Genomic DNA, 17,436 nt, shown 5'->3' on the forward strand with positions numbered 1-17,436 from the left:
CGCACCTCCAACTTTTTTCTGTTTATTATGCTTTGGAATCAAACATTCCCATGCCGATTTTGGCCGTTTTCTTAACCGAATCCCCATAATTCAGGTTCTGGTGCTGCGGCCTCAAAATATCCAAAGAGACATTGATGAATTGAAGGGACTGATAGATCAATTGCTGATTTAAACCGTTCCGCTCCTTCAGCGTTGCCACTTCATCAACCAATTCCGCTTTTAGCATTTCAAGGATTTCCGTTTCTTCAGGTCCTGTCAGTTCCGTTACGGTATGGATGGAGGCAGGCTGTCCCGCCGTTCCATTGGCTGAAAGGAATTCCTCGACTGCCCTTTCTCTTTCCTTATCCGTCTGACTGATCGCTTTAATATGTTTTTGTTCTGAAATCAGCAGGGCAGTAATTGCCTCTGTATCATTTGCTTTCAAAATGGCCGTTTTTCTTATCGCCAATTGATTGAAGCTTTTATGAAGCTTTATCAATTTTTCAAGCGATCCGATGATGTTCCGTGCAGACATTTTGCTGCCTCCTCCACTCATAAATGAAGGACGGAAAATGGCTCCGTCCACTCATTCAAGCTTTTTCATTGAAAATTCATTTCCGGTAAAAATCGATGAGACCCTTAGCCGTCGCTTGTGCATTCAATTTATAATTTCCTTTTTCAACTTGGATTTTCAGTTCATCCACTTTTGCTTGTCTTGCAGCAAGAATCGGTGATGATTGCTGCATTTCTTTTGCCGCTGAAGAAATTTCAACTTTATCCGAGGATTTGACCTTGGATTCTTTGATATTCCCCGTTTTATTGGCTTGAAGATTATAAGGGTTAACACCTGTCATACCGACGTTATTGATTTTCATATTCCAGATCCTCTCCTTCGGTCGATTTTATAATTCCCATAATGTTTCGATTCCTTAACACATGAAATGGCTCTGGACTGTGTTATTCTCCCTATCGTTATTATCGACAAGGAATGGATTTCTTTAATTGTTTCGTGTAATCTTTCCTTCGACAACCATTGTCGAATCTTGTTCTCAATATCGAATATTTTAACAAATACCGCATCATGTTTCCATGATTTATCCTTTTTGATCATCCTTCATGTAGTACGTATTTTTTTTATCATTTCCTTGAATTTCAGTCAGGCGCTTTTCTTCATATTCAAATGCCTGCAAATCCGTACGCAGTGAATCGCTGCATTTGCCGCATAGCCTTCCGCTCTTGATGTTAGCGCCACACTTTTCACATGGAATTCCTAGATTGGGAAACTGCGAAATTCTCAGCTTTCCTGTTCTCACAAATTTAATAATTAACGTTTCTTCAACGCCGGTGTCCTTAACCACCTGCATCATGGACGCCGTTCTATTTATTTTCTTGCGAATATATGCATACACTTTATCATATTGGTCTTCTTCTTCTTTATAACAGGCATCGCATACATCACGGAATTTCGTCATAACGAATAACGAATTACAGCTTGGACAGTTGAACACTTCCATCGAGGCCCCTCCTTCACCATCACAGCGATTATTCTTCAGTACTGTATATATCGAATAATACCGGCGATACTTTAGGATGTTTTAATAAAATAAGCTGTTTCACCTAGCCAGGGTGATGGATGATACTTCTTTGGCCCCAGACATTATCAAGGCTTTGGCTGCATGCCTGAGAGTTGTGCCTGTCGTGTAAATGTCATCGATGATCAAAATTGATTTATGCTCCAGCAAATCTGATTGCATGACCTGAAAAACCTGCGGTAATGACATTCTCTCTTGACGTGATTTTTTTGATTGTTTTTCCGTATGGATTCTTGTCAAGATCTCAACCGTATGAAGTTCAAGAAGGTCTGCCATTGCCTGTACCTGGTTGAATCCACGTTCCCTAAGCCGTTCATGACTAAGCGGGATGACCGTTACCAGGTCAAACTCCATGTCCTTTAACCCTTCTTTCAAAAAAGGGACGAAAACCTCAGCTAATGCATAATCCCCACGGTACTTATATTTAGCAATTATATCTTTTAAGTATTCATTATAATGAAATAGCGATAGGTTCTTCGACAAATAGCCGCGCCATTCCTTATTCCTTTCCCATCTTGAACAATCCAGACAGAGGTCACCGTTAATATGAACCCCACCAAGCTCCCTTGAACACATTGTACATGTTTCTCCGGTAATCCTATTAAGTTTCCCCTCACATCCTCCGCAGATTGCTCTTGCCTCGGCCTGCTTAAGCAAGCTCCTCCATGTCAATGCCTGCTTCAGTCCTTCATCACAAACAAGACATCTATTCATAGAGCAGCCCCCTTTTCGCGGCATCTTTATTCATCATTTGTATATGGTGAACCGCCTCGACCATCGCATTACTTTTACCGTAATGAAAAAAGGTGATCGTCCCGGCAGGATTAGCAAAGCTTCTCCCTACCCTGCCGGCAATCTGAACGAGGGCACTATCAGAAAACACTTCATGTTCAGCACCAATCACGGCTACCTCCAACCTCTCAATAGTCACGCCGCGTTCGAGGATGGTCGTGGTCAGTAATCCTGGAACCAATCCATTTCTTAGTGCCATTACTTTTTCCTTTCGATCAGGGTGCCGGGAGTGGACAATCGTTAATTTTGGGGACAGCATTTGAAACAGCGGAATGACCTGCTCCATCATTTCAATGCTTGGAAAAAACAAGAGGAAGGGGATGTTCCGCTTAAGGCGTTCACTTACCCATCCGTTGATTGCGGGGGGAATCTTTTTTTGAAGAAAGCGTTTTTGCCAATTGCCGCTCCACTTCATTTCAGGGACAGGGATTGGCTGACGATGATAACGGGCCGGGATTATGACGGCTTTCAATTTGCCGCTGCGGTATAGCCGCTGCATCCGTTTCGAAGGTGTGGCGGTCAAGTAGATGGTTGCCGCAGAAACTTTTTTTGATTTATTGACCGCATAATGCAGCGAATCATCAATTGAGTAGGGAAACGCATCGACTTCATCAACGATGATGACATCGAAAGCTTCAATAAAACGGAAAAGCTGATGTGTCGTGGAAACGGTTAGTGGCGAAAATCCATGTCGATTGGCACTGCCGGCATAGAGGGTCGCGACTTCAATGGCAGGAAAGGCTTTTTTTAACCTTGGGGATAGTTCGAGAACGACATCGGTCCGGGGTGTTGCCAAACAAATCCGTTTCCCGGCATGCAAGGCTGCCTCGATCGCCGGGAATAGGACCTCCGTCTTTCCTGCCCCGCATACAGCCCATACCAGGAGTTCACCTTTTCCGTTTATGGCTTCAACGACACGGTCGGAGGCAGTTTGTTGACCTTCCGATAAAGTGCCTTCCCACCTCATCACAATGTCAGGAATCTTAAACTGAATGCCGGGTCCGGTCCACCTATATAGCTTTGCACATTCACTGACACGTCCCATCATGATGCATGAGCGGCAGTAAGTGCAATCTTGATCGCAAATCTTGCAAGGGAAAGTATAAAACAAAGTTTGATCTTTGTTACCGCAGCGTACACAGTGATAACTGCCGTTCCCGGATTGCACCCCGCAAGTTTCCGAGACATACCCATTCTTGAGGTGCTCTGCGAGGAGTTCTTGAGAGAAGGGGATTTCGAATGCCAAAAGATGTTTTCCGGTGAGATGGTTCTGAAGTTCCGGGGAATAAGGCGGGGAAATACTCATTTTTTCCAAACTGCAACCTCCTTTTCTTGATATATTACGCTCCCCCTTATCATTCGCTTTTTACTTCCGAATTCCCTTTTGCTTCATAAAAAAACACCTTCCACTTAGGAAAGGCGTTATAGCTTAAATTTTATACCAGCCCATCCCCATCGAGCCTTCACCCAGATGAGTTCCGATTACTGGACCGAAGTAGCTGATGTCGAACTCGACATTCGGGAACCGGGCTTCAAGTTCTGCTTTCCAGTCTTTAGCTTCACTTTCCCGTTTTGCATGAATAATGACGGCTTTATATTTCTCGCCGCTCGTAGCGTCTTCTCCAAGCAAATCGGCAATCCGTTTCATCGCTTTTTTTCTTGTACGGATTTTTTCGAATGGGACGATGACCTTATCAACAAAATGGAGAACCGGCTTCACTTGAAGCAAACTGCCAATCAATGCTTGGGCACTGCTTAAGCGTCCCCCGCGCTGCAGATGGGAAAGGTCATCTGCCATGAAGTATGCCCTGACCGATGGCTTCATCTCTTCAAGCCTGACCATGATTTCTTCTGCACTTTTACCATCAAGTGCCATCTTTGCCGCCTCGATCACATAAAACCCTTGTACCATGCAGCTGATCTCCGAATCAAAGGCATGAACCTTAATTCCCTCGACCATTTCACCCGCCGATACCGCTCCTTGAAACGTTCCGCTGATGCCGCTCGATAAATGAATGGAAATAACATCATCATATTCTTTTTGCAGCTCCTCGAACTTCTCGACAAACTTCCCTATTGGAGGCTGTGAAGTGGTCGGCAATTTCTCCTGCCTCTTTACTTCCTCATAAAACTCATCCGCAGTGATATCAACTTCCTCCCGGTAGGCTTCATTGGAAAAAATGACATTAAGCGGCATCATATGTATATGTAAACGATCACGCATTTCCTCAGGTATATATGCAGTGCTATCTGTTACGACTGCGGTTTTCATAATAGTACCATCCTTATAAAAATTTACTTCATATCATACTCACCATTCTATCTGAAAATGCCTTTATTTGCATTAAATCGCTTTCTGCATTACCAAAAATATGTATCCAGTTAGTCATCCTTCCAACAAAAAAATCCAGCCCTTCAGCACGCATTGCGGAATCTGAAGAGCCGGACTTATCGAACGCTTTAATTACTTCACTTCTACCCAGCCGTTTTTGATAGCTAGGACAACCGCTTGTGTACGGTCATTCACATTCATCTTCTGAAGAATGTTACTTACATGGTTCTTGACTGTTTTTTCACTGATATATAGTGTTTCACCGATGGCACGGTTGCTTTTCCCATCCGCTAAAAGCTGGAGCACTTCACATTCGCGTCGAGTCAATAGGTGAAGCGGCCTCCTGATTTCTATTGTATGTACGGAATCACGATCAGCACCCTCTTCAGCTGCCAATCGGCGATATTCTTTAACCAAGTTATGGGTCACCTTCGGATGAAGGTATGAGCCGCCTTCAGCTACTACACGCACAGCATCAATCAACGCATCTGCGTCCATTTCTTTCAACAGATAGCCTTGTGCTCCTGTTTTCAATGCGTGCTGTACGTAGTTTTCATCATCATGAATGGAAAGGATGATGACTTTTGTTTCAGGGTATCGGTTCACGAGCATTTTTGTCGCTTCGACCCCATTCATGTTCGGCATGTTGATATCCATGATAACAACATCAGGTTTATGTGTTTCAACGAGATCCATAGCTTCGCTTCCGTCATCACCCTCGGCAACAACATCAAATGATGATTCAAAATCTAATATGCGCTTTACGCCTTCACGGAAAAGCTGATGGTCATCGATAATGATGATACTAGTCTTCAACGGCTTCTTCCTCCTAGTTTCTATTTAAAAAGTCTATTCTCTATAGTTTATATATGGTAGGGAATTTGTATAAATACTAAAGTGCCTGCCCCTGGTTGTGAATCTATCGTCATTTCACCTTCCAGCAGCTCGACTCTTTCTCTCATTCCTACCAAGCCAAATGAACCTTCTTTTTGAATCGAAGAGTCAAACCCCTTTCCATCATCCTTGACGACGACGGTCACCATCTCCTTGGAAATGGACAGTTTAACTTGAATCTGTTTTGGGTCCGCATGCTTCAATGAATTTTGTACTGCCTCTTGAACCAGCCTGAATAAAGCGACCTCCATATCGGAAGGAAGCCTTTTGACCTGCCCAAGGTTGACGAAATTCAGATTCACGCCATTATTATAGTCTTCCGTCGTTTGCAGGTACTTTCTGAGGGTAGGAACTAGTCCTAAATCATCAAGCGCCATAGGACGAAGGTCATAGATGATTCTGCGCACTTCATATAAAGCATTCCTTACCATGACCTTTAAACTGCGGATTTCCACTAACGCTTCATCAGGACCTCTCTCTCGTTGCACTCGTTCTATCAGATCTGAGCGCATCATGACGTTTGCCAGCATTTGCGCCGGACCATCATGAATTTCACGTGAGAGCTTTTTACGTTCCTGCTCCTGGGCTTCGATTATTTTCAGGCCGAAGTCCTGTTTGCGTTTCGCTTCTTGAAGTGCTTCCCCGACAAATTTAAGATCCTGTGTCAAATAATTCTGTACTACCGATATTTGCGAGACGAGATGCACCGCTTTATCGATCGTCTGCTGTAAACCCCTTAACCTTAACTCAAGCTCATCCCGGCGATTACGGAGCTCTTTCTCCAATTGCCGGTTAATTTGTAGATCGACTTGCAGCTTATGTGCCCTTTCATAAGCATCGCGCACCTGTTCTTCAGAAAAATGGTTGAAGTGCATACTGACTTCTGAAAGCCTTTTTCGAGCAAACCTGGCTTTTGAATCCAGTGCATCGCTGTCGGTTATCACAATGGCAACCCTGATTTTCACATCATCAAGCTCTTTTGATAATGACTCGAAATCCTTTCGGCATTGTTCGCCGATATCAAAGACTTCATCCTTACTTTCACTAACAGTGCTCACCATTGTTTCTAAGATCTTGTCCAATGCTTTAGCATCAACCTTTTTTATGGACATTAAGATCCCTCCACTTACCAAAAGACTTAAACAATTTATTGTCTTAAAGACTATGTATATGGAAAAAATTCCTTTTTCCTTTTTCATGAATGGTTAAATTTCAGGAAACTTTTGTATGAAGTAACCTTCATGAACATATTGTACCAAAAATAGATTAAAAATACGTTAATTCCCTTTTATGATTTCCATAAAATGTACATATTTACTATACATCTCATATTCTGGCCATTATGTCTGCCTTTTAAAGGCAGAAAGCCATTTCTATTATCCTAATACAAATTATCCTTTTCAATCAAATGGGATATTCCCTTCCATTGATTATCATATGAAACAGATGCATTTATTAAATGGCAAAATCCTTGAAATGAGAGGACACGTTAAGGTAAAGCCAGGATAATGGCACAGAACTCATGTTTTTCCTACAATGTTATTCTTTTAAGCATATATGACCAGCTAATAACAATAACAGGCAATGAAATTAATTATAACACGTACAGCTTTATCTTATATTAAAGTTTCTTTACACATGCTGTTTGTAAATGAATCGTCATTGCCACTTTTTCCGCAAAGCCTTATAATAAATCAACTAATAGGAAGTACGAAGGTGGAATAGCAATGCTCACTAAATATTTAACGGTGGCAGGTCGCGGCGAACACGAAATCGTCATTGAAAAATCCCGTTTTATTTCCCACATCGCCCGGGTCGAAACCGAGGATGCCGCACAGGCCTTTATCCAGGAAATCAAGAAAAAGCACAAAGATGCCACACATAATTGTTCTGCCTATATGATCGGGGAACAAAACCAAATCCAAAAAGCCCTCGACGATGGAGAACCGAGCGGAACGGCAGGCGTCCCTATCCTAGAAGTGCTTAAGAAAAAAGAACTGAAAGACACCGCTGTTGTGGTCACACGGTATTTTGGCGGCATCAAACTTGGTGCTGGCGGTCTCATTCGCGCTTACAGCAAAGCGACTTCAGAAGGGATAAATACCACTGGTGTGGTCATCAGAAAACTAATGCGGGTCATTTCGACAACCGTCGACTATACCTGGCTTGGAAAATTGGAAAACGAATTGCGATCTTCCATTTATCAAATAAAGGAAATTCAGTACCTGGATCAGGTCAATATCCTTGTATATGTTGAGGAAACACAAAAAGAGACATATACCGCTTGGATTACAGAGCTGACAAATGGTCAAGGCCACATCACTGAGGAAGAAATGCTTTATTTGGAAGAGGAATTCGCCTGATATACTCCTGCATATTTTTCCTTTTTTTTGCTGTAATATAATTGAAAAGAAATATTTATTTTACGAAATTATTAAATCATTGTAAAATTAGGAGTAATATATGACGAAATATAAACTGCAGGAATTGAAAAATAGCGATTTATGTCTGATGTTCGTTATTTAAAAGGAGAAGAAAAAGATGTCTACTACTAGGCGTGTTTATAAAATTAAAAAAACAAAGAAAAAAAGGCGAAAGAGGCTTTGGTTATTGCTTGTTCCCCTGCTGGTACTTGGTCTGGGGGCTTCTACGTATGCTGCAACCCTGTATATGAAAGCCCAGAATGTATTCAATGATTCCTATGACCCTGTGGAAGCATCAGCAAAGCGAAGTGCAGCGATCGACCCGCTCGAAGATAATTTCTCGATCCTTTTCATAGGAATCGATGATAGTAAGGACCGTGACTTAAAAGGAAATTCCCGCTCGGATGCTTTAATGCTGGCCACATTCAATAAAGATCAAAAATCTATAAAACTATTAAGCATTCCACGTGATTCATATGTGTACGTGCCAGCCAAAGGCGTAACCACGAAAATCAACGCGGCCCATGCAGCCGGCGGACCAAAAGCGACGATGGATACCGTAGAGGAGTTACTCGATGTCCCTGTCGATTATTATGTCCGCATGAACTTTAATGCTTTCATAGATGTCGTAGATTCATTGGATGGTATCGAAGTCGACGTCCCTTATGAAATGTATGAAATTGATTCACATGACAGAAAGAATGCCATCCATCTCGAAGAAGGATTACAGACCGTTAATGGTGAAGAAGCATTGGCGTTTGCACGGACACGTAAAAAGGACAGTGATATCCAACGTGGTGAGCGTCAGCAGGAAGTCCTGAAAGCCATCATTGCCAAAGCAACCTCGGCTGGATCACTAACGAAATATACAGATGTAATGGAAGCTGTCGGTGACAATATGACAACGAACCTTCAATTCTCACAAATGAAAGGTTTCATAAAATATGTAACTACCGATAAAGGCCTCAATCTTGAAACCATCAAACTTGAAGGTCAGGATTCTACCATTAACGGAACCTATTATTATCAGCTGAACGAAACATCATTAGCGAACACTAAGCTGTTGCTACAATCCCACTTGAACCTGGGACCAGCTGAAGGCAATCAAACTGAAGCGGTTCAATCACAAATACAAGAATAAAGTGAAACCCCCACTCGTCATGAGTGGGGGTTTCCTTTTTTGTTATCTTTGCGCCCCCTCCAGTTAGGAGCAAAAAAGCCACCTGCCGCTATTTTAAACGGCTGGTGGCTTTTATATAAATTGGCTAATCTAGCAATCTATTTCCAAAACGATCATGGCTTGTTTTTAAAGTTGAGCATCTTGAGCAACGGCTGATAGTTTGAATTGACCAAACCAATTTTCTCCACAAAAATTTCTATGATCAGCAGGAGTCCCGTTACCAGGATCAATGCTCCCCACATCGTTGCAAATGAAAAGATTATGGCCGCTAAGCCAAAGCATGCAGCTAAAGCGTAAATGAGCAAGACAGTCTGTTTATGAGTGAATCCCAAATTTATCAAACAGTGATGTAAATGGGATTTATCAGCAGCCGAGATCGGCTGTTTATTGACGATCCTGCGGATGATCGCGAAAAATGTATCCGAAATGGGAACACCCAAAATGATGATCGGTACGATCAATGAAATCATCGTAACGTTTTTAAACCCTAGCAGGGATAGAACGGCAATGATGTAACCTAAGAATAATGCGCCTGTATCTCCCATGAAGATCTTTGCCGGATGAAAGTTATATTTCAAAAAGCCAAGAGTGCTTCCAATCACGATCAATGCGACCATGGCAACAAACAGGTCCCCTTTAATGAGGGCCATTGTTGCAATTGTCACTAATGCGATCGTTGAAACACCGCCTGCAAGACCATCCAGTCCATCTATCAGGTTAATTGCATTAATGATGCTGACAATCCACAAAATGGTGATCGGTATACTTAAAACACCAAATTCAAGTGTATCGGTAAAGAACGGCAAATTGATGAATTTCACTTCAAGACCGCCCCATAATACGATGATGAGGGCAGCCAAAACCTGGCCCAGGAATTTGGGTGCAGCTCTTAATTCAAAAATATCATCAGCCATCCCGATCAAAATGATGACAAGGGCTCCCACCAGAAGGGGCAGCTGCTCCCCAAAATCATTCATGAAAAGCGAGTAGGTAATGTAGGTAATGAAAAAACTCAAAAATATAGCTAAACCGCCCATGCGCGGCATAATTTTACTATGCACTTTTCTCTCATTCGGTTTATCGGTAGCTCCTAACTTAAAGGCCAGCTTTCCGACAAAAGGAGTCAAAAAAATGGATAATAGAAAGGCTACCAACAAGGCCCCTGTTAACATCAAGAACATCAAGAACATCAAGAACCACCTCAATTCAACTAAAAATCTAATACCCGTAACGATCTATAAGAAAACCTATATATAAATGCTTATTTTAATTTTTCATCCTCAAATAAACATTATATACGTTATTGGCTAAAATCTCTATAGAAAAGTTGTTTTTTGTAAATTTTTGTAAATCCGTCCCTATCTTTGTCAGGTCCCCGGATTTTTTTAATTCTAAAGCATTGCAGATGGCCAATTTCAGCTGTTCGACATTGCCGATATCCGTAATCCAGCCCTTGCTCCGATCGGGAATCAATTCCTGTACACCGCCGACATCACTTGTGATTGCCGGAAGACCCGATCTTGCTCCCTCAAGTAAAACCAGTGGAAAACTTTCACTCAAGGAAGTCAATAGTGTGATGTCCCCCAATGGGTAGATTCGATCTAAATCTTCACGATACCCTAAAAAGTGCACGTGATCGGATAATCCCTTTTCCGTGACCATCTCTTCCAAAGCCGATCTCCTGCTCCCGTCCCCTGCAAGCAGCAGCTTTACATGGGGGAATTCCGATACCACTTCACTTAATGCCGCAAAAGCAAATTCATGACCTTTCACACGTTCAAGCCTTGCTGGCATGATGATGATGAAATCCTCTTGCCCAAACCCGAAATCTTCCCTTTGAAACGGGAAAGGCAATTCCTTTTCAAAGTCAATTCCGTTTAGGATCTTTGTTATTTTGGACGAATGGATTCCTTGGTCAATCAAGTCCTGCTTAAAGCGGTCGGAAACTGCCAGTATATGATCGGCATATTGAAATGACCTTACATGAAGGCCCGTAAAAAATTTCCCTTTTACACCCTGCCCCAAAAAATCATGATGGGGTGAACTGTGAACAGTAAGGAGCCAAGGGCATTTAATGAGGCGCTTTATAAAGGCACCATATATATTCGCCCGAGGACCATGTGTATGGATGATGTCTATATTATTTAGACGGATAAAGTCCCGTAAAGGTTTCAAAATTGAAAGGTCATATTTGGAATGTTGCTTGAAAAGTTCGGTTTGTATCCCGGAGGACATGGCCCGCCGGTAAAGTTCACCATCTTCAAATAAACCAAGCAAACACTCCTCTTTATTCAATTGGTTCAGTAAGGACATAATATGAAACATACCGCCTCCGGTTTCATTACCGGCGTTTAAATGCAAGATCCTCATCCAGTCCACTCCTTATGTTCAGGAACGCTGCACCGATTTCCTCAACCGCCTAACCTTTAATACGAATCTTGGCAGCGCAAGCATCCGTTTCCACCGTGAAGGTTGCTGGATAAGTCGGTACAACCATTCAAGACGCATCTTTTGCCAGAAAACCGGGGCGCGGTTCACCTTACCCGCCAGGACATCAAAGCTTCCCCCAACTCCCATGAATAACCCCTTATTGAATAATGCATAGTGCCTGGAAACCCATTTTTCCTGCCTAGGGAACCCCAATGCAGTCAAAATGATGTCAGGTTCAAGTTCCGCTATCGACTTAGGCAGGGTATCATCCTTGATATCAATGTAACCATGGTTGTATCCAACCAACTCGAGAGCCGGGTATAGTTCTTTTACTTTCTGGGCCGCTGCTTCAATCACGTTTTCCTCCGCTCCAAGCAGGTATACCTTCAGCGCTTTTTCATCAGCGACCCGAAATAATTCATTCATCAAGTCGAATCCTGTAATCCGCTCTTGTAAAGGTTGATTTAGCCATTTAGAGGCCATAATAATACCAACGCCATCAGGAGTGATGTAATCAGCCGATAAAATGATGCCTTTATAATCCTGATGTTCATTTGCATACTCAACTATTTCCGGATTTGCCGTAACGACAAACGTTTTTTCCTGATTCATCAATCTTGGATATATCATTCCATTCATGAATTCATCCATATTGCTATCAATGAATGGTATGGATAGTATCTCAACAAACTTTTCTGTCATTTCACTTCAGCCTTTCATATGTACTATACATCTAAAGGGTGGGGTATTATTCAAGAAATTTTTTCATACACATCATAGAACGTGATTTTTGATTCAAAGGTGGTTAATCAATTGAAGTTTATAGAAAAACAATCATTACCCATTCTATTACTGTGCCTGCTCGTCCCATCGGCAGTGCCTCACCCTATCGCCGGTTACATGGCAACGGCGTTGATGCTCGTTTTTATCGGTATAAATAAAAAAAACCTGTTATTAATTCTATTCATTTATTTCCCTGCCCGTCCCTTATTGATGGAACTGAATAGCGGCTTAACCTATACAGGTGACCTGATCATCCTTACCTTATTCATTTCCTTGCTTATTGAAAGATTCAAAAAGGACGAATGGCAATTTTCGAAATATCATTTTACTGTGCCATTTTGGTTGTTTTGTTTAATTGGCGCCGCAGCTGCACTCTTGAACGGAGTGGGAATCCTCCCCACCCTATTTGAACTTCGTGCATTGCTTGTTACATTCTTGCTTCTTTACATTATCGGTGAATTAAATCTAGAAAGAAAGGATATCTTTCGCTTTTTGAAGGTTATCCTAATATTTACAATGTTACTTTGCCTGCATGGCATAGTGGAGAAAATCTTTTTACGCACGTTCCTGCTTCCACACTCATGGGAAATGTGGAATCTTTCTCCAACAAACCGGATGAGGATTTATGGAGCACCTGCCAATCCCAATGTATTCGCCTTATTCTTAAGCATCCAGTTATTCCTTAGTTTCTTTCTATTTCAGTCGCTGAAAAAATATAAATGGATCGTCTTTCTCGCTGCCATCCTGCTTTCCGGAACGTTACTGCTTACCTATTCACGGGGCACGATGATTGCATTCGGGTTCGCGGCGCTTGTCTTTATAATATGGACCAGAAATAAACCATTTCTCAAATATGCTGTAGGAGCATTTTGTCTCGGCCTGCTTCTTATTTATTACCCAGTTTTATTTGCATCAAGTAAAGTGGAGGTATCCGCATCGATTCCCATGGAAAATGTGATAATCGGCAGCACCCCCTCTGCTGAACACGAACATGCCCTCTCCAATCGTTTTTCAGATATGTTCTCTGATAAGACTCTGCACCAGAGTACAGAGTGGGGCCGGTTATATGTCCTGATCAAGGGAATTGAAATTTTCAAAGAACACCCGATAATCGGTACAGGGTTAGCAACCTTCGGAGATTCTGCCACACTATCCTTTTCCTCACCAATTTATCAGGAATACCAAATTGGTGAAAGGATGTATACCGATAATCAATATATCCAGATTCTGGTCCAAACTGGTATGCTGGGCTTTCTTGCGGTTCTTGCATTCATCTTTTTCACCTGCCGTACAATCCTGAAATCGGGAAATGGCACTTTGGCAGCGTTCACCATCTGCTTGATGTTGGCCGCATTATTAGCAGGACTTTTCTACAATATTCTCGAAGATAAAACGTTTACGCTGATATTTTATAGTTGTTTAGGATTCTGTTTACAGAAGGACATCATTTTAAAGGATTGAAAATATGCCTACTCTTTCACATGTCATTAAATCGGTCGGGCTCGTCACCATTATTGCAGCCATTGGAAAAGTCCTCGGATTCGGGCGGGAATCTATCATAGCCGCCTATTTCGGGGCATCATCGATGGCTGATGTTTTTTTCGTGGCAAGCCTCATACCAACCATTCTTTTTACGGCTCTCGGCAGCGGTCTTCAGGCCGGCGTTATTCCCATTTACTTGGAAAAGAAGGCGGATAACCAGTTGAAAGCTGATGAATTCATCAGTGTTTTAGGTTCTTTCTTTATGCTGGTAGCCGCAGTCATGACCATTGCCTGCATGATTTTCATAAAGCCGCTCGTCATGTTGACGGCCCCGGGTTTCTCTGATTCGGAGCTGGCCCTGACGGAGTCACTTACCCGGATCATGCTGCCAAGTTTACTATTTTTCACGCTTTCTTACATGGCGACGGGGGTCCTCAATGCGAATAAGCGTTTTATTCTGCCGGCACTCACTTCAACTGCACAAAACACAGTAATTATCGCAGCCACCATTCTGTTCGCTGCTCCGTTTGGGATTGAAGGGTTGGCTTGGGGGTTTGTGTTCGGTGCAGCAAGCCAGTTCCTTATCCAATACCCATCATTGAAGCAGTACGGAATCCGGCCCATCGTCTCTTTCCTGCCTCATAAACGGCAGATCGCACAAACACTGTACACCTTTTATCCAATCATTATCGCCGCTTTGGCGATCCAGTTGAATAGTGTCGTCGATCGGATTATTGCGACCTCGCTCGAAACCGGAAGCGTATCGGCCCTGAACTATGCGAATCGCCTGCTGTGGCTGCCATTAAGCATTGTCCTCACGCCGCTGATTACCGTATTGTACCCTTCAATCGTCGAGCGCGCGCTTATAGGCTATCAATCTTTCCTTAATTTGACCTTAAAAGGGTTGAAATCGCTGTTATTTTTAGCGATTCCGTTCATGGTCGTCATGTTAATCAGCGGAAACAGCTTAATCACTCTGGCTTTCCAACGCGGGGCTTTCGATGCTTCAGCAACCGAAATGACTTATAGGGCATTCATCTTTTATTCAGCTTGCCTCCCGTTCTTTGCACTGAGGGATTATTTGATGAACGCCTTCTACGCCTTGAAGAAAACGAAAGTGGCGATGTATTCCTGCCTTATTGCCGTATTGCTTAACGTCCTGCTCAGCTTGGTCCTATCACGTTATCTCGGCGTCGGTGGAATCGCTTTAGCATCGGGTATTTCCATGCTCCTGCAATCTCTCTACCTTTTCGTCTACCTATGGCTGAAGACAGCAAGAGCGGACAAGGCCGCTTTCAGGGATGTTTTTCAGGAAAGCAGCAAACTTACCATCATCGGAGCCGTCATTTACGGAATGGCTCTCTGGATCCACCCGCTTACCCTAAAGTTGCCCATCATCATGGAATTAGTGATCATCTCGCTGCTGGTATTCGGACTATATCTCGCATTATCCATTCTTTTTAAAGTAAGCAGCCTGCAAGCGCTGAAAAGGATCAGATCATCAAATTAATGCATTAGAAGAAGGAGTGCCACAATGGACATTTTAATCACAACGATTTTCAACTACCCTCATGAAGGAGGGCTATCGAGTCATATCACTACGTTAAAAAAGGGGTTAATGTCACGGGGCCATAATGTGGACATATTATCTTTCTCTCAATTACCCCCTTTCAAGAGGAAGATGCTCGCCCAGGCCCCAGGATTTTTATTAAATAAAGTAAAACAGGGGAGCGGTCAGCTTTTCAATGACCGGCAACGCCAAAAATTATTGGCTTCATCTATTAAAGCCTTGAAAAAGAACTATGATGTCATTAATGCTCAAGACATTTTCGCAACGCTTGCCTCCATCGAATCCGGGATACCGACGGTGCAAACCGTCCATGGGTATTATTCATTCGAGGCAGTCAGCAGGGGCGCCCTTCTTCCGGACAGTGAAGAAGATTTGATCATTCGCGAACTAGAAAGAAAAGCTTATCAGTCCGCTGCAAAAGTAGTGACGGTCGATCAAAGGATCAAAGACTATATCAATCATTTGGCACATATAGAGGCGGATACAATCAAGAACTTCATTGACGTGTCTGCTTTCAAACCGGAAAGAGCAAAGCGGGAGCAAACTCGCCGGGACTTTCAAATACCGCTACATAAAAAAATGCTTTTCGTTCCGAGAAGAATGACGGAAAAGAACGGTGTCATCTACCCGCTTCTTGCTCTCCCGGAGGTGCTGGAAAACCATCCTGAAACAGTATTGGTCTATGCAGGTACGGGTGAACAGCGAAGCCGGCTTGAGGAAACCGCAACCAGGCTCAAAATATCAGATTCCGTACTTTTTCTCGGTTCAGTGCCGTTCGAGAAAATGCATAACCTCTATGAAGCATCGGACATCGTACTCATCCCAAGCGTTCATTCCCACGGGGTGGAAGAAGCGACTTCCATTTCTGCTTTAGAAGCGATGAGTTGCCGCTCACCCGTCATCGCAAGTGCAATCGGAGGTTTAAAGGAGATTCTGATTGATGGTGAAGATGGTCTGTTAGTAGCGGAAAAAAATGAAGAAGCACTTGCACAAGCCATCTCCAACCTGCTTAATGATACTGAATATGCAACAAAGTTAGCTTCGAAAGCAAGATATAAAATGGAATGCGAATACTCCCATCTTTCAGCTGCCGAGCGGTTTGAGAAAGCTTATGAAAAAGTGCTTAACTAAAAAAAAAGCAGACCCGAAGCCTGGGTCTGCTTTTCACTTTCATACCAGTGCGGAACTGCGCCTTTTCATTTGTTCTTCACGGTATTTTTTCTGTTCTTGTTTAGACATGGCGTTATATTCTTTTAAGAATGCTTCATATTGCGGCATTACTTCGTTCATGGCACCGTATGCCTTTAACTCTCCATATTCAAGCCATAAAGCCTTTTGGCAAAATTTCTTCATCTGACCGATTGAATGGCTGACAAAGAACATCGTTTTACCCTTTGCCTTAAATTCGTTCATTTTCTCTAAACACTTCTCAGCAAAGTTTTTATCCCCGACTGATAAGGCTTCATCAATAATCAGGATATCTGGATCGATATGCACGGAAATGGAAAAACCAAGCCTGGACTTCATGCCGCTTGAGTAGGATTTCACCGGTTGGTCAATGAACTTACCAAGTTCCGAAAACTCAATGATCTCAGGCTCAAGTTCTTTGATCAGATTTTTATCGAATCCGAGCATCAGCATTTTCAGTTCGATGTTTTCTCTGCCCGTCAACTGATTATTCAGGCCCGATGCAACGGCAATCAAAGCCGTTTTCCCGTTAGTTTGAACATTTCCATCCGTGGGCGGGATAATGCCTGCAATAATATTGGACAATGTGGATTTACCTGACCCGTTGACCCCGACAAATCCTATTACATCGCCCTTTTCTGCTTCAAAACTTACATTCCTCAGAGCAAAGTACTCTTCCCCATAGCTTTTGGGCAAAAGAAGATCCAATAATTTTTCCGAGTTTTTATTATATAATTTATATTTTTTCGTTATATCTTTGACAATTACCGATTTTTCCAATTTTTCTCACT

General features: G+C 42.6%; 17 protein-coding genes. 5 read left to right on the forward strand and 12 right to left on the reverse strand.

The annotated features are described in order from the left end of the window. Window positions 1-25 precede the first annotated feature (25 nt). The 8 genes from V3595_RS15130 to V3595_RS15165 all read right to left on the reverse strand — a co-directional run bounded on the left by V3595_RS15130 (window position 26) and on the right by V3595_RS15165 (window position 6,701). Complete coding sequence (locus V3595_RS15130; RefSeq protein WP_485908057.1) at window positions 26-514, reverse strand: flagellar protein FlgN; 489 nt, start codon at window positions 512-514, stop codon at window positions 26-28. Between the two features lie 76 nt (window positions 515-590). Then, window positions 591-854 carry a flagellar biosynthesis anti-sigma factor FlgM gene (gene flgM / locus V3595_RS15135; RefSeq protein ID WP_063595755.1) on the reverse strand — a complete coding sequence of 88 codons (264 nt, stop codon included), beginning with the start codon at window positions 852-854 and terminating at the stop codon, window positions 591-593. A gap of 219 nt (window positions 855-1,073) precedes the next feature. Further along, complete coding sequence (locus V3595_RS15140; protein ID WP_485908059.1) at window positions 1,074-1,493, reverse strand: TIGR03826 family flagellar region protein; 420 nt, start codon at window positions 1,491-1,493, stop codon at window positions 1,074-1,076. A 99-nt stretch (window positions 1,494-1,592) separates the two neighbouring features. Continuing rightward, complete coding sequence (locus tag V3595_RS15145) at window positions 1,593-2,285, reverse strand: ComFC family protein (protein ID WP_485908061.1); 693 nt, start codon at window positions 2,283-2,285, stop codon at window positions 1,593-1,595. Beyond that, window positions 2,278-3,669, reverse strand: a complete 1,392-nt coding sequence (locus V3595_RS15150; RefSeq protein WP_485908288.1) for an ATP-dependent helicase ComFA — start codon at window positions 3,667-3,669, stop codon at window positions 2,278-2,280. Before V3595_RS15150 ends, V3595_RS15145 begins: the two co-directional genes overlap by 8 nt. Before the next feature lie 123 nt (window positions 3,670-3,792). Then, window positions 3,793-4,635 (reverse strand): DegV family protein, encoded by an 843-nt coding sequence (locus V3595_RS15155; RefSeq protein WP_485908063.1) that lies wholly within the window; start codon window positions 4,633-4,635, stop codon window positions 3,793-3,795. A 192-nt stretch (window positions 4,636-4,827) separates the two neighbouring features. Next, window positions 4,828-5,511: a response regulator gene (locus V3595_RS15160; protein ID WP_101223770.1), complete on the reverse strand. Its 684-nt coding sequence runs from the start codon at window positions 5,509-5,511 to the stop codon at window positions 4,828-4,830. Window positions 5,512-5,558: 47 nt separating this feature from the next. Beyond that, window positions 5,559-6,701, reverse strand: a complete 1,143-nt coding sequence (locus V3595_RS15165) for a sensor histidine kinase (protein WP_101223771.1) — start codon at window positions 6,699-6,701, stop codon at window positions 5,559-5,561. Between the two features lie 615 nt (window positions 6,702-7,316). On the opposite strand from V3595_RS15165, the gene V3595_RS15170 reads away from it, so the two are divergent. Both V3595_RS15170 and V3595_RS15175 read left to right on the forward strand, forming a co-directional pair. Next, complete coding sequence (locus V3595_RS15170; RefSeq protein ID WP_241594678.1) at window positions 7,317-7,952, forward strand: YigZ family protein; 636 nt, start codon at window positions 7,317-7,319, stop codon at window positions 7,950-7,952. Between the two features lie 178 nt (window positions 7,953-8,130). Further along, entirely contained in the window at window positions 8,131-9,153 is a 1,023-nt protein-coding gene (locus V3595_RS15175; RefSeq protein ID WP_485908066.1) for an LCP family protein, read from the forward strand. A gap of 152 nt (window positions 9,154-9,305) precedes the next feature. On the opposite strand, the gene V3595_RS15180 is transcribed toward V3595_RS15175, so the two are convergent. The 3 genes from V3595_RS15180 to V3595_RS15190 form a co-directional block, all read right to left on the reverse strand. Then, window positions 9,306-10,364 (reverse strand): glycosyltransferase family 4 protein, encoded by a 1,059-nt coding sequence (locus tag V3595_RS15180; protein WP_485908290.1) that lies wholly within the window; start codon window positions 10,362-10,364, stop codon window positions 9,306-9,308. Between the two features lie 94 nt (window positions 10,365-10,458). Next, the gene (locus V3595_RS15185; protein ID WP_485908067.1) at window positions 10,459-11,562 is read right to left on the reverse strand and encodes a glycosyltransferase family 4 protein; all 1,104 of its coding nucleotides are present in this window, start codon (window positions 11,560-11,562) and stop codon (window positions 10,459-10,461) included. 18 nt (window positions 11,563-11,580) lie between these two features. Next, window positions 11,581-12,324 (reverse strand): WecB/TagA/CpsF family glycosyltransferase, encoded by a 744-nt coding sequence (locus V3595_RS15190; RefSeq protein ID WP_137016528.1) that lies wholly within the window; start codon window positions 12,322-12,324, stop codon window positions 11,581-11,583. 111 nt (window positions 12,325-12,435) lie between these two features. Here V3595_RS15190 and V3595_RS15195 point away from each other — a divergent pair, with 111 nt between their 5' ends. The 3 genes from V3595_RS15195 to V3595_RS15205 are packed head-to-tail and all read left to right on the forward strand — an operon-like array spanning window position 12,436 to window position 16,588. Beyond that, entirely contained in the window at window positions 12,436-13,866 is a 1,431-nt protein-coding gene (locus tag V3595_RS15195) for an O-antigen ligase family protein (protein ID WP_485908069.1), read from the forward strand. A 4-nt stretch (window positions 13,867-13,870) separates the two neighbouring features. Continuing rightward, window positions 13,871-15,397, forward strand: coding sequence for a murein biosynthesis integral membrane protein MurJ (murJ, locus tag V3595_RS15200; protein WP_485908070.1), 1,527 nt, complete (start codon window positions 13,871-13,873; stop codon window positions 15,395-15,397). Window positions 15,398-15,421: 24 nt separating this feature from the next. Then, complete coding sequence (locus tag V3595_RS15205; protein WP_485908072.1) at window positions 15,422-16,588, forward strand: glycosyltransferase family 4 protein; 1,167 nt, start codon at window positions 15,422-15,424, stop codon at window positions 16,586-16,588. Window positions 16,589-16,627: 39 nt separating this feature from the next. On the opposite strand, the gene tagH is transcribed toward V3595_RS15205, so the two are convergent. Continuing rightward, window positions 16,628-17,425, reverse strand: a complete 798-nt coding sequence (tagH, locus tag V3595_RS15210; RefSeq protein WP_485908074.1) for a teichoic acids export ABC transporter ATP-binding subunit TagH — start codon at window positions 17,423-17,425, stop codon at window positions 16,628-16,630. Between the last annotated feature and the right edge of the window lie 11 nt (window positions 17,426-17,436).

Source organism: Bacillus sp. CFBP9009 (assembly GCF_036541465.1).
Taxonomy (GTDB): Bacteria; Bacillota; Bacilli; order Bacillales; family DSM-1321; genus Peribacillus.